At 73.8% G+C, this 12,200-nt stretch carries 12 protein-coding genes; 7 read left to right on the top strand and 5 right to left on the bottom strand.

Translation table 11 applies throughout. From position 1 onward, the window contains the following. Window positions 1–45: 45 nt before the first annotated feature. Together O7546_RS04035 and O7546_RS04030 are read right to left on the bottom strand one after the other, a co-directional pair. On the bottom strand, window positions 46–717 hold the full coding sequence (locus O7546_RS04035; protein WP_120571433.1) for a response regulator transcription factor: 672 nt from the start codon (window positions 715–717) through the stop codon (window positions 46–48). Next, window positions 714–1,952 carry a histidine kinase gene (locus O7546_RS04030; protein ID WP_281600490.1) on the bottom strand — a complete coding sequence of 413 codons (1,239 nt, stop codon included), beginning with the start codon at window positions 1,950–1,952 and terminating at the stop codon, window positions 714–716. The genes O7546_RS04035 and O7546_RS04030 overlap by 4 nt, the downstream gene beginning before the upstream one ends. Window positions 1,953–2,084: 132 nt before the next feature. On the opposite strand from O7546_RS04030, the gene O7546_RS04025 reads away from it, so the two are divergent. From O7546_RS04025 to O7546_RS04010, 4 genes are all read left to right on the top strand, one after another. After that, the gene (locus tag O7546_RS04025; protein ID WP_281600489.1) at window positions 2,085–2,984 is read left to right on the top strand and encodes an ATP-binding cassette domain-containing protein; all 900 of its coding nucleotides are present in this window, start codon (window positions 2,085–2,087) and stop codon (window positions 2,982–2,984) included. Beyond that, window positions 2,981–3,766, top strand: coding sequence for an ABC transporter permease (locus tag O7546_RS04020; RefSeq protein ID WP_269696214.1), 786 nt, complete (start codon window positions 2,981–2,983; stop codon window positions 3,764–3,766). Before O7546_RS04025 ends, O7546_RS04020 begins: the two co-directional genes overlap by 4 nt. A 2-nt stretch (window positions 3,767–3,768) precedes the next feature. Next, entirely contained in the window at window positions 3,769–4,473 is a 705-nt protein-coding gene (locus O7546_RS04015; RefSeq protein WP_269696213.1) for a hypothetical protein, read from the top strand. Window positions 4,474–4,589: 116 nt separating this feature from the next. Next, window positions 4,590–6,011 carry an amino acid permease gene (locus O7546_RS04010; protein ID WP_194799516.1) on the top strand — a complete coding sequence of 474 codons (1,422 nt, stop codon included), beginning with the start codon at window positions 4,590–4,592 and terminating at the stop codon, window positions 6,009–6,011. 13 nt (window positions 6,012–6,024) lie between these two features. On the opposite strand, the gene O7546_RS04005 is transcribed toward O7546_RS04010, so the two are convergent. Both O7546_RS04005 and O7546_RS04000 read right to left on the bottom strand, forming a co-directional pair. Further along, window positions 6,025–7,119, bottom strand: a complete 1,095-nt coding sequence (locus O7546_RS04005) for a serine hydrolase domain-containing protein (RefSeq protein ID WP_281600488.1) — start codon at window positions 7,117–7,119, stop codon at window positions 6,025–6,027. Between the two features lie 32 nt (window positions 7,120–7,151). Beyond that, a complete protein-coding gene (locus O7546_RS04000) occupies window positions 7,152–7,664 on the bottom strand; it encodes a helix-turn-helix domain-containing protein (protein ID WP_281600487.1) in 513 nt (170 codons plus the stop codon). 158 nt (window positions 7,665–7,822) lie between these two features. Between O7546_RS04000 and O7546_RS03995 the strand changes: the two genes are divergently transcribed. Genes O7546_RS03995 through O7546_RS03985 form a run of 3 tightly spaced genes read left to right on the top strand, consistent with a single transcriptional unit; the run spans window position 7,823 to window position 11,161 of the window. Beyond that, window positions 7,823–8,638: a CDP-alcohol phosphatidyltransferase family protein gene (locus O7546_RS03995; RefSeq protein ID WP_281600486.1), complete on the top strand. Its 816-nt coding sequence runs from the start codon at window positions 7,823–7,825 to the stop codon at window positions 8,636–8,638. Further along, window positions 8,635–10,392 (top strand): sulfatase, encoded by a 1,758-nt coding sequence (locus tag O7546_RS03990; protein WP_281600485.1) that lies wholly within the window; start codon window positions 8,635–8,637, stop codon window positions 10,390–10,392. The genes O7546_RS03995 and O7546_RS03990 overlap by 4 nt, the downstream gene beginning before the upstream one ends. A gap of 13 nt (window positions 10,393–10,405) precedes the next feature. Next, a complete protein-coding gene (locus tag O7546_RS03985; RefSeq protein ID WP_281601137.1) occupies window positions 10,406–11,161 on the top strand; it encodes an FkbM family methyltransferase in 756 nt (251 codons plus the stop codon). Between the two features lie 9 nt (window positions 11,162–11,170). Here the strand turns inward: O7546_RS03985 and O7546_RS03980 are convergent, their stop codons facing one another. Further along, a complete protein-coding gene (locus O7546_RS03980) occupies window positions 11,171–12,172 on the bottom strand; it encodes an MBL fold metallo-hydrolase (protein WP_281600484.1) in 1,002 nt (333 codons plus the stop codon). Window positions 12,173–12,200: the final 28 nt, after the last annotated feature.

The following is a 12,200-nucleotide window of genomic DNA, read 5'->3' as shown; positions in this document are numbered from 1 at the left end:
GTACGGCCGGAGAACGGCAGCAGTTCAATCCCGCCGTGCGGCGAGTCAGACCAGGCCGGCGTCCTGGACCAGCAGGGCCACCTGCACGCGGTTGTTCAGATCGAGCTTCGTCAGCAGCCGCGACACGTACGCCTTCACGGTCGCCACGCTCATGAACAGCTCGGCGGAGATCTCCGCGTTGGTCCGGCCCCGGCCGAGCAGCACCGCGACCTCCCGTTCCCGTTCGGAGAGCCCGTCGAGCAGCCGTACCGCCCGCTCCCGCTTCGGGTCCGCGCCGGGCACCGGCGCGGTGCCGGTGACGTGCGCGATGAGCTTGCGGGTCACCGCCGGGGACAGCGTCGCCTCCCCCGCCGCGACCCGGCGTACCGCGGCCACGATCTCGGCCGGCGGGGTGTCCTTGAGCAGGAATCCGCTCGCCCCGGCGCGCAGCGCCCGCAGCACCTGCTCGTCGGCGTCGAAGGTGGTGAGCACCAGCACCTCGGGCGGTTCGGCTGTGGCACGCAGCGCCTCGGTGGCGGCCAGCCCGTCGACGCGGGGCATGCGGATGTCCATCAGCACCACGTCCGGGGCGTGTGCGGCGACCGCCGCCGGCACCTCGGCACCGTCGGCGGCCTCGCCGACCACAGCCAGGTCGGGTACGCCGCCGAGGATCATCGACAGCGCGCCGCGGACCAGCGGGTCGTCGTCGACGATGAGCACCCGCACCGGCGCGCTCACTGAGCCGCCGCCCAGGGCAGCCAGGCGGTCAGCCGGAACGCGCCGTCGGCGTCCCGCCCGTGTTCGAGGCGGCCACCGGCGAGCGTGACCCGCTCCGCGATCCCGACCAGCCCGGTGCCGGTGCCGGGGATCGCGGTGGGCGACGCGCCCACCGGCCACGGGTTTTGGATCTCCACCGCGAGCCCGTCCCCCGGGCCGCCGGCGAGCCGGACCGTCACCACCGCGCCCGGTGCGTGCTTGCGGGCGTTGGTCAGCCCTTCCTGCACGATCCGGTACGCGCTGCGCCCGATCGCCGCGGGCACCGCCTCCGGCTCGATCACCTCGTCGACCACGCCGACCCGTACCCCGGCGTCGCGGCTCTCGGCGACGAGCGCGGGCACGTCGGCGAGGGTTGGCTGCGGCCGTTCCGGCGTGGCCTCGGAGCCGACCTCGGCCCGCAGCACGCCGATCACCTCGCGCAGGTCCTGGAGCGCGGCGTGCGCGCTGGCCCGGATCACCCCGGCCGCCCGCGCCACCTCTTCCGGCGGCGCGTCCGGCCGGAACTCCAGCGCGCCGGCGTGCAGGCTGAGCAGGGAGATCCGGTGCGCGAGCACGTCGTGCATCTCGCGGGCGATCCGGCCGCGTTCGAGCTGCCGGGCCTGGTCGAGCCGGAGTTGCTGCTCGGCCTCGGCCCGCTCGGCGCGGTCGCGCAGCGACAGCACCAGCTGGCGGCGGGCCCTGACGAACAGCGCCCAGGCCACCACCACGCCGATGAACAGCGCGGTCCAGATCACCGAACCCCAGAACGGCATCGTCGGGTCGGGCCGGACGGCGAGGTAGACCGGCAGGCTCAGCACGTTCCACGCCGCCAGGGCCAGACCCACCGGCAGCGGCCGGTGCACGAGCACGGTGAACGTGATGACGAGCAACGCGACGCCGGAGGTGACCGAGAAGAACACGAGCGGCGCGGTGGCCACCGCCAGCCCGACCGGCCAGCGCCGGCGCAGCCAGAGCGCGCCGCTGACCAGCAGGCCGATCAGCAGGTCGACCTCCTCCAGCCAGGCCGGACCGGCGTTGAGGCCGAACTCCGGGGTGGCGCTGGTGACGTCGGCGTGGGTGATCAGCACCCAGAGCAGCGAGGCCACGAACAGCACGCCGTCCACGAACCAGTCCCGGGGCGTCCGACGGGCGGCCCGGGCGGGCACCAGGGAACCCGGCAGGAGCCAGGGATGATCGGGTACGGCGGCGCTGGTCACCCGTCCATGCTAGGAAGCCGTCCGGACCGGCTACCAGCTACCAAAGTCGACGCCTTCGGTGAACCGAGGTCGACGGCGGCGCAGACCGCCGGCCGCAGCGCGTGACCGGATGACCCCGGCAGGCTCGACGGCATGATCGAAGTCGACCAGCTCACCAAGCGGTACGGCCCGCACACCGCCGTCGAGGACGTCACGTTCCGGTGCGAACCGGGTTCGGTGACCGGTTTCCTCGGGCCGAACGGCGCCGGGAAGTCCACCACCATGCGGATGATCTGCGGGATGACGCCGCCCACCTCGGGTGGCGCGACTGTCGGTGGCCGCCCGTACCGGCAGCTGCCCAACCCGGGGCGGGAGATCGGCGTGCTGCTCGACGCCTCAGCGCAGCACACCGGGCGGACCGGACGGGAGACGCTCACGCTCGCCGCCCGCACCATGGGCGTCGACCGGGGGCGGGTGGCGGCGGCACTCGACCAGGTCGGACTGAACGACACCGCGGCCCGGCGCCGCGTCGGCGCGTACTCCCTGGGCATGCGGCAGCGGCTCGGCCTGGCGCTGGCGCTGCTGGGCGACCCCCGGGTCCTGATCCTGGACGAGCCGGCCAACGGCCTCGACCCGGAGGGGATCTTCTGGATGCGCGGCCTGCTGCGCGACTTCGCCGACCGGGGCGGCACGGTGCTGCTCTCCTCGCACCTGCTGCGCGAGGTGGAGGCGGTGGCCGACCGGCTGGTGGTGATCGGCGGCGGCCGGGTGGTCGCCCAGGGCGGCAAGGACGAGCTGCTCGCCGGCGCCGGCACCCTCGTGCGGGCCCGCGACGCGCACGCCCTGCGCCTGACGCTGGACCGGGCCGCGCTGCCCGCCACCGCCGGCACCGACGGCGGCTTCGTGGTCCGGGCCGAGCCGGGCGAGGTCGGCCAGGCCGCGGCGGACGCCGGACTGGTCCTCACCGAGCTGCGCCCGGCCGGCAGCGGCGGCCTGGAACAACTCTTCCTCACCCTCACCGCCGGCGCGTCGACCAAGGAGGCCGTCCGATGACCACCGCCACCCGTACCCCCGCGCCGCCGCGTCCCGAGGCCGCCGTCGCCGGACCGACGCTGGCCCGGCTGACCGCCGTCGAACTGCGCAAGCTCGCCGACACCCGGGCCGGACGCTGGCTGCTGATCACGATCGGGCTGATCGCCGCCGTGATCGTGGTGGTGCAGCTGTTCGTCGTGGACGCGGCCGACCAGACGTTCACCGCCTTCTTCACCCCGTCGCTGCTGCCGGTCGGGCTGCTGCTGCCGGTGCTCGGCATCCTCTCCATCACCGGGGAGTGGTCGCAGCGCAGCGCGCTCACCACGTTCGCGCTGGTGCCGCGCCGGGAACGGGTGATCGTCGCCAAACTCGTCGCGGTGGTGCTCGCCGCGCTCGCCTCGGTGCTGGTCAGCCTGGCCGTCGCCGTCGTCGGCACGCTCGCCGCCCGCGCCACCGGCGGGGCGGGCGCCTGGACGTTCGACTGGCAACTGCTGCCGCACGCGGCCGTGTTCCAGGTGGTGAACGTGCTGATGGGCGCCGCCTTCGGCCTGCTGCTGCTGAACACGCCGCTGGCGATCGTCGCCTACCTGCTGCTGCCCACCGTGTGGAGCCTGCTCGCCGCGATGATCTCGGCGCTGCGTGAGCCGGCCCGCTGGCTGGACACCTCGTACACGATGGAGCCGCTGCTCGGCGCCGAGATGACCGGCGGGCAGTGGGGCCGGCTCGGCGTCTCGCTCGCCGTCTGGGTGCTCCTGCCGCTGGTCGCCGGTCTGGTCCGCACCATGCGCCGGGAGGTGTCCTGACCGTGGCCGTCCGGCAACCCGGCGAGGACGTCGTGGTCGACGGCGGACGCGGCGAGCTGGTGTTGATGTGGGCGGGATTCCCGCTGCTGGGGGCAGGTCTGGGCGCCGGGCTGACCGCGCTGTCCGGCTGGATCGCCGGGCTGGCCTGGTTCCCGTTCCAGGGCCTGTTCGAGCTGCTCACCCGGTGGCCGGACGAGCGGTCGTACCCGATCGGGGCCGCTGTGGGCCTGCTCGGCGGCCTGTTCCTGGCGGTGGTGGCGGTCCGCGAGCGGCTGACCGTCACGGTCGGGCACCGGACGGTACGGCTGCACCGCGACGGGCACGGCCGGGAGCTGGCCCGCGCCGACGTGGCGGGGGTGTTCGTCGACGGAAAGGCACTGGTGCTGCTGGACACCGCCGGTGGCGAGCTGGCCCGGGAGAAGTCCGACCTGGACACCGAGCGGCTGCGGGAGGCGTTCACCAGGCAGGGCTGGCCGTGGACCGGCCAGGACCCGCACCGGGACGCGTACCGGCGGTGGGTGGAAGGGCTGCCCGGCCTGCCGCCCGGCGCGGACGCCCTGCTACGCGCCCGGCAGCGGGCGCTCGACGGCGGCCACGACGCCGAGACCCGGGAGCTGCACGGGGAGCTGGCCCGGCTCGGCGTCGTGGTCCGCGACGAGGGCAAACGGCAGTACTGGCGGCTGGTGGCCGGCCCACCGCCGGGCTGACCGCCGCGGTCGCGCTGCGATCTTCGCGCCGAGCATCTACGTTCGTCCATACGGGTGCGGCTCGCCGGACGGCGGCGGCCCGGCCGGAGTACGTCGGTGCGACGGGAGGAACCGGCATGGCCGTGGGACAGGGCATCTTCCGGCGCAAGCCGGTCGAGCAGATCGCCGACGAGACCGACGCGGGCCTCTCCCGCGAACTGGGGTTGTGGCAGCTCACCGCGATCGGGGTCGGCGGCATCATCGGCGCGGGCATCTTCGCGCTGGCCGGGGCGGTGGCGAACGAGACCGCCGGCCCGGCCGTGCTGGTGTCGTTCCTGATCGCCGGTCTGGCCAGCGCCGCCGCCGCGCTTTCGTACGCGGAGTTCGCCGGCATGATCCCCAAGGCCGGGTCGGCCTACACCTACGGGTACGCGGTGCTGGGCGAGGCGGTCGGCTGGTTCATCGGCTGGGACCTGCTGCTGGAGTACACGGCGATCGTCGCCGTCGTGGCCATCGGCATCTCCGGCTACTTCGGCTTCCTCGTCAACGAGCTGGGCGCGGACCTGCCGGCCTGGATGCTCGGCGCGCCCGGCACCGGCGACGGGCACCGGGTGGACCTGTTCGCGGTGGTGCTCTGCCTGCTCATCGCGTTCCTGCTGACCCGGGGCATCAAGGCCGCCGCGCGGTTCGAGACGTTCGTGGTGGGCCTCAAGGTCGCCGTCGTGCTGCTGGTGATCGTGGTCGGCTTCTTCCACGTGAAGACCGCCAACTACTCGCCGTTCTTCCCGTTCGGCGTCGGCGGCGCGATCACCGGCGCGGCCACCGTCTTCTTCGCCGTCTTCGGGTACGACGCGATGAGCACCGCCGCGGAGGAGTCACGGGACGCCCGCCGGCACATGCCCAAGGCGATCATCTGGTCGCTGGTCATCTCGATGGTGCTGTACGTGCTGGCCACGCTGGTGCTCACCGGCATGCAGAACTACCGGGACATCGACCCGGAGAGCGGCTTCTCCTCCGCGTTCGCCTCGGTCGGGCTCTCCGGACTGGCCAGTGTGATCGCGGTCGGGGCGATCATCGGCATCCTCACCGTGATGTTCACGTTCATGCTCGGCGTGACCCGGGTGTGGTTCTCGATGAGCCGGGACGGGCTGCTGCCCGGCTGGTTCGCCAAGGTCCACCCGGTACGCCGGGTACCGACCCGGGTCACCTGGATCGTCGGTGTCGGCTCGGCGCTGATCGCCGGTTTCCTGCCGATCCGGCAGGCCGCCGAGCTGACGAACATCGGCATCCTGCTGGCGTTCGTGGTGGTGTGCGTGGCGGTGATCGTGCTGCGCTACCGCCGCCCGGACGCGCCGCGGACGTTCCGGCTCCCCGGCATGCCCGTGGTGCCGGCGATCGGCGTGGTGTTCTCGATCTGGCTGATCACGTTCCTCGACCCGGTGACGTGGCTGCGGTTCGGCGCCTGGTTCCTGCTCGGCGCGGTCGTCTACGCGCTGTACGGCTACCGCCGTTCGGCGCTGGCCCGGCGCGACGAGGACACCGCCGACCGGGCCCGCTGACCGCCGCGTCACCTCAGCCGTCGAGCAGTCGCAGGCCGATCGGGTCCACGTCGCGCGTGGTGTTGCCGAGCACCACCACGCCCCGGCCGGCGGCCCGGTCGAAGCCCAGGATCGCCCGGAAGCCAGCGGTTCCCCCGTTGTGCCAGACGATCTCCCGGTCGCCGTGCCGGCTGGTGAACCAGCCGTACCCGATCCGGCCGTCGTCCCCGGCGTCGAAGCGGGGCATGGCGGCGTCGGCGCCGGGGGCGGTGCCGGCGAGCATCGCGGCGGTGAGCCGGGCCAGGTCCTCGGCCGTGGACCAGATTCCGACGCCGGCCGGGGCGTAGCCCGCGCCCAGCCACGGGTCGGCGGCGCGGCCGGCGGCGGTGGCGCCCTCGGCCCGCCCGGCCGGCAGGTGCCCGGCCTCGGTGGCGGCCAGCGTGGCGGTCATGCCGAGTGGACGCAGCACGTCCCGGCGCAGCAGTTCCGGGTAGCCGACGCCGGCCCGGGCCGCCAGCGCCTGGCCGAGCAGCGCCGCGCCGAAGTTCGAGTAGGAGACGGTGCCGCGGTCTCCGCCCGGCTCGGTGTTCGCGGCGACGGCGACGATCCGGTCCACGTCGTAGCCGGCGTACGCGTTTCCGGCCGTGGACGCCGCCCACCACATGCGGATCGTCGCACCCGTGGAGCCGAGTGCCAGCCGGGGCAGCCCGGCGCGGTGACTGGCGAGTTCGGCGAGCGTGACGCCGCCGGCCGGACCGGTCACGCCGGGCAGGACGGCGGCCAGCCGGTCGTCGGGGTCGACCGCACCGGCCGCCACCTGCCGGGCCAGGAGCATCCCGGTGAGCGGCTTGGCGATCGAGCCGATCTCGAAGGGCGTGCCCGGTTCGACGGCCGGCCCACCGCGCGCCCGTTCGCCGAGGCCCGCGACGCGGACCCGGTCGCCCTCGATCACGGCGACCGCGAGGCCGCGCAGCCCTTCGGTGTCGTCGACGGCGGCCCGGACCGTCGCGGCCAGGTCCGCGTCGCCTGTCTGCTGCGGGCCCAGGCGCGGTGGCCGGGGCTTCCGGACGGCGGCCACGGCCGTGGCGGCGAGGCCGGCGGCGACGGCGAGAACGATCGGGGTACGCATGGTGCTGCCTTCCGTCGGGGTGGATGTCCGGATCAGCGGCGGGCTGCGGTGAGGATGGCCAGCAGCGGCACCACCCGCTCGGGCGGGATGTCGTAGCGCCCTCGGGCACCGCTGCGCAGCCAGCCGGCGGCGGCGAGTTGCCGCAGGTGATGATGGAGCTGACCGGTGGTGCCGAGCCCGTCGAGGTCGGCCAGTTCGGCGGTGCCGTGCCGCCCGCCGAGGATCTCCCGCAGCAGCCGCAGCCGCACCGGATGCGCCAGCGCCGTAAGCGTGCCGGCCAGAGCGGGCCAGTCATCGTCGAGCAGGTCGTCGACTGTGGAGCCGTACTGCCAGTCGTAGTGCCGGTCCCCGGTGCGGACAGTGCCGGTGTAGAGCACCGCCCCGGTGCCGTCGGCGGGTATCCGCTGTTTCAGGCCGCCGAGCGCCCAGAGGGCGTCGGCCGGCGCGACCTCGCCGGTCGCCGCGCCGGCTCCGGCGTCCCGCTCGCCGACGAGCCGGGCCACCTGGGCCTCCAGGGCCGCGAGCCGTTCCTCCACGCTTGCCACGGCAGCGATAGTACGGAAGTACGTACTTACGTGCAAACAAACAAACGTGCGGAGCTGCCGGTGCCGCTACTTCTGCTGGCGCGTTTCCGGTATCAGAACGAACTGTTCGGGCATGTTCTCCGTACACACGTGTGGTTCGTGACGTCTACCTCGGAGGCATGGTGTCCGCACTTCGAACTGATCCATTCGCGGGGGCGATTCTCCAGGTCGGCGTACTCGCGGCCCTGGCCGGCACGGTCGGCCTGAGCGCGTACGGCTGGCTTGCCGGTCTGCTCTTCGGGGTGGTGACGGTCGCGGCGCTCGGATACGGGCTGCGGCGTTCGGGCGCGGACCGGCTCGGGCCGGCCGACTGGGTGACGCTGACCCGGGCGACGCTCGCCGGTGGCGTTGCCGCGTTGACTGTCGACTCGTTCCGCGAGCCGATCGTGGTGCCGGTGCTCGTCGTGCTGAGCGCGGTGGCGCTGTCGCTGGACTGGGTCGACGGGCAGGTGGCCCGGCGTACCGGCACGGTGAGCGCGCTGGGCGCCCGGTTCGACATGGAGGTCGACTCCTTCCTCGTCCTGGTCCTCTGCGGATACGTCGCCGACCAGGTGGGCGCCTGGGTGCTGGTGATCGGCGCGATGCGGTACGTCTTCGTCGCCGCCGGCTGGGTGCTGCCCTGGATGCGCGGTTCGCTGCCGCCGCGCTACTGGCGCAAGGTGGTGGCCGCCACGCAGGGCATCGCGCTGGCGGTGGTGGCGGCGGGCGTCCTGTCCCGGCTGCTCGCAGTCGCGGTGCTTCTCGGCGCGCTCGCGATGCTCGTCGAGTCGTTCGGCCGTGACGTCGCCTGGTTGTGGCGGCACCGCGTACGGCCGGCGCCGCGCGCGCTCCCGGCCGCGCCGGTCTCCCCCGCACCGGCGGGTCACCGGCCCGAGTGGACGCCGGGCGTGCGGATCGCCCGGCAGCCCGCCGAGGTCGGCGGTCGGCACCGGTGACCGACCTGTCCCGCGCGGCGGACGACGACGCCGGCACCACGACCGAGGGCGACCGGGTCCCGGACCGCACCACTCCGGACACCGACACACGCGAGGACGGCGGCGCCCCGGACGCCGATGCAGCCGACGCCCGGCAGACCGGCCGCCGGCGTACCCGGCGGGTGCTCGCCGCGATGGTCACCGCGCTGGCCGCCGTGCTCGTGCTGGTGGCACTCGTCGCGCCGAGCGAGGTCAACGAATTCACCCCCCGCGCGTTCCTGCGCATCCCGGTGGAAGGGCTGATCGGCGTGGCCCTGCTGCTGGTCCTGCGGCCGCGTCCGCGCCGGGTGGTGGCCACGATCCTCGGCGCGCTGCTCGGTCTGGTCCTCGTCCTCAAGGTCACCGACCTCGGGTTCTCGCTGGTGCTGGACCGCCCCTTCGACCTGATCGCCGACTGGACGTTCCTCGGCGCGGGCGCGGAGTTCCTGTCCGAGTCGTACGGCCGGACCGCCGAGGTGGGCGCGGTGGCGCTGGCCGTGGTCGCCGTCCTCGCCGTACCGCTGCTGGTGACGCTGTCGGTGCGGCGGCTGACCCGGGTGGTGGCCGGCCACCGGCGGGTCACCGCGCGCGCGACCACCGCGTTCGCCGCCGCCTGGGTGGTCTGCGCCGTGCTCGGCGCACAGATCGTGCCGGGCGTCCCGGTCGCCGCCGACACGGTGGCGTCCGGTCTCTACGACCGGGCCCGGCAGGTACGGGCGGGCCTCAACGACCAGGAGACGCTGAACACGCAGCTCGCCGGCGACCCGTTCCAGAACGTGCCGGGCGACGAGTTGCTGACCGCGCTGCGCGGCAAGGACGTGCTGTTCACGTTCGTGGAGAGCTACGGCCGGGTCGCGCTGGAGGACCCGGACCTCGCGCCGGAGGTGGACGCCGTCCTGGACGAGGGGACCCGGCAGTTGCGCGCGGCCGGATACGGCAGCCGCAGCGCGTTCCTCACCTCGTCCACCACCGGCGGCGGAAGCTGGCTCGCGCACGCCACCCTGATGAGCGGCATCCGGGCGGACAACCAGTTGCGCTACACCAACCTGGTCCGCAGCGACCACCTGACCCTCAACGGCGCGTTCAAGCGCGCCGGCTGGCGGACCACGCTGGTCATGCCGGCACTCACCCGGGCCTGGCCGGAGGCCGACTTCTTCTCCCCCGACCAGGTGTACGGGGTGAAGGAACTCGGCTACCGGGGGCCGCTGTTCAGCTTCTCCTCACCGCCGGACCAGTACACGCTGTCGACGTTCCAGCGCCGCGAGCGCGGACCCGGACATGCGCCGGTGATGGCCGAGATCCCGTTGCTGTCCAGCCACATTCCGTGGACGCCGGTGCCGCCGCTGGTCGACTGGGACGACGTCGGGGACGGCTCGGTGTACAAGGGGACCGCGCGTGCCGACCGCTCGGCGGAGGGCACCCGGGAGGCGTACCGGCAGTCGGTGGTCTACACGCTGCGCACGCTGATCTCCTACGTGCAGCGCTACGGTGACGAGAACCTGGTGCTCGTGTTCCTCGGCGACCACCAGCCGGCCCGGGCGGTCACCGGCGAGGGAGCCGGCAAGGACGTGCCGATCACCGTCGTCGCCAAGGACCCGGCAGTGCTCGACCGCATCGCCGGGTGGGGCTGGCAGGACGGCCTCAACCCCGACCCGCAGGCCCCGGTCTGGCCGATGGAGTCGTTCCGCGACCGGTTCCTGCACGCGTTCGGACCGAAGTCCACCACTCACAGTTAGGGATGTCGTGACGATGCTCGCGCGGGCCTGGGGGATCACCCGTTCCCTGGCCGTCTACCACGGACAGCCGGCCAAGCACCGGCGTGCCCGGCAGCTCTACGGGCAGTTCCTCTCCCCCGGCGACCTCGGCTTCGACATCGGCGCGCACGTCGGCGGCCGGGTGCGTACCTGGCGACGGCTGGGCGCGCGCGTCGTGGCGGTGGAGCCGCAGCCGGACTGCCTGCGGGTGCTGCGCCTGGGCTTCGGGCGGGACGCCGGCGTGACGATCGAGCCGACGGCTGTCGGCGCCCGGTCCGGGAGCGCGCGGCTGGAGCTGTCCAGCGCGACTCCGACGGTGTCCACCATGTCGTCGTCGTGGATCGAGTCGGTCACCGCCGATCCGAGCTTCGCCGGGGTCCGCTGGGACCGGTCGGTCGAGGTGCCGGTGGTGACGCTGGACGACCTGATCGAGCGGCACGGCGTACCGGCGTTCTGCAAGGTCGACGTCGAGGGCTTCGAGGTCGACGTGCTGGCCGGGCTGAGCCGTCCGGTGCGCGGGCTGTCGTTCGAGTACCTGCCGCCCGCGCACGACTCCGCGCTGGCCGCGTTGGAGCTGGTGGAACGGCTGGGCGCGTCGGCGGGTGGCTACCGCTACAACTACTCGCCCGTGGAGACCATGCGGTTCGCGAGCGACAGGTGGCTGGACGCGGCCGAGCTGGTGCGCCTGCTGGAGACGTACCGCCCGGCCGGTCGTTCCGGCGACGTCTACGCCCGGCTGGCGGCCTCCTGAGCGGCGCCGTCAGAATCGGTACGCGGTGTGGTACTCGGGCACCAGCACGCGGCTGCGCGGCGAGACCCGGCGCACCTCGGCGACGAGGGCGTCGAGGCGTTCCCGGTCGCTGTCGGCGACAGTCGGCGGGTTGGTGAGCGGCGTCTCGAAGTTGTCCCAGTGCACCGGCACCACGACCTTCGGGCGGTCCAGCGCGGCCATCAGCCGGGGCACGTAGTCGGCGGTCGCCGTGGTGGCGGCGGAGGCGACCATCGCCACGTCCGGGGCGAGTCCGCTCAGCTTGCGCTCGTCGAAGTCGCTGGCGCCCATGAAGAACACGGACGGGCCGCCGTCGATCCGGATCTGGTACGCCAGCGTGTCGCCCTCGGGCAGGTCAGCGATCGTCTCCGGACGCGGCGGCCGGGTGACCCGTACCCCGGGGAAGGCCATCGACCAGGTGGGATTCCGGCTGTGCAGCGAGCCGACCACCTCCACCGTGTACCCGTCGAAGTCGAGCACCTCGCCGCCCTTGACCGGGGCCAGTTGCCCGGTCGGCAGCCCGTACGCCAGGCCGAGGTGATACGCGGTGAGCGTGCCGAAGACCCGGGCACCGGTCCGGGCGGCGATGTGCGGCACGTCGTTGAAGTGGTCCCAGTGGGTGTGGGTGACGAAGACGTTCTCCGCCCGGTCGGCGAGCCGGTCGACCACGTCGGCGGCCACTGTCAGCCGGGTGTCGGGGTTGAACGGCTTCCGGAACAGCCCGGTGTCGTACCGGCTCAGGTACGGGTCGACGAGCACCGTCCGGTCCCCCATGTCGATCCGCCAGCCGGAGGTACCCCACCAGCGGAAGCTCACCGCGCCGCCGCGTCGCGTACCGCCGGCGGCACGGCTCGGCGCGGCGACGGGGCTCGGCCCGGCGGCGCGGGCCGGGGCGCCGACGACGAGTCCGGCGGTGGTGACGGCGGCGGCGCCGACCGCGGTGTCGCGTAGCAGTCGACGGCGGGCGTAGCCGGACGGCTGGTTCTCGGGCATGTGTCGTCCTCCCCGTTCGGGATCGGTG

It is taken from the genome of Micromonospora sp. WMMA1976, assembly GCF_027497335.1.
GTDB lineage: Bacteria > Actinomycetota > Actinomycetes > Mycobacteriales > Micromonosporaceae > Micromonospora > Micromonospora aurantiaca.
The sequence above is the reverse complement of the archived record's forward strand: the minus strand, read 5'-3'. Positions and strand labels throughout refer to the sequence as shown.

Coding starts and splice junctions, on each gene's coding strand:
- O7546_RS04020 (WP_269696214.1), top strand. CDS start 2,981: ATGACCACCGCCACCCGTACCCCCGCGCCGCCGCGTCCCGAGGCCGCC.
- O7546_RS04010 (WP_194799516.1), top strand. CDS start 4,590: ATGGCCGTGGGACAGGGCATCTTCCGGCGCAAGCCGGTCGAGCAGATC.
- O7546_RS03995 (WP_281600486.1), top strand. CDS start 7,823: ATGGTGTCCGCACTTCGAACTGATCCATTCGCGGGGGCGATTCTCCAG.
- O7546_RS03985 (WP_281601137.1), top strand. CDS start 10,406: ATGCTCGCGCGGGCCTGGGGGATCACCCGTTCCCTGGCCGTCTACCAC.
- O7546_RS04025 (WP_281600489.1), top strand. CDS start 2,085: ATGATCGAAGTCGACCAGCTCACCAAGCGGTACGGCCCGCACACCGCC.
- O7546_RS04005 (WP_281600488.1), bottom strand. CDS start 7,119: ATGCGTACCCCGATCGTTCTCGCCGTCGCCGCCGGCCTCGCCGCCACG.
- O7546_RS03980 (WP_281600484.1), bottom strand. CDS start 12,172: ATGCCCGAGAACCAGCCGTCCGGCTACGCCCGCCGTCGACTGCTACGC.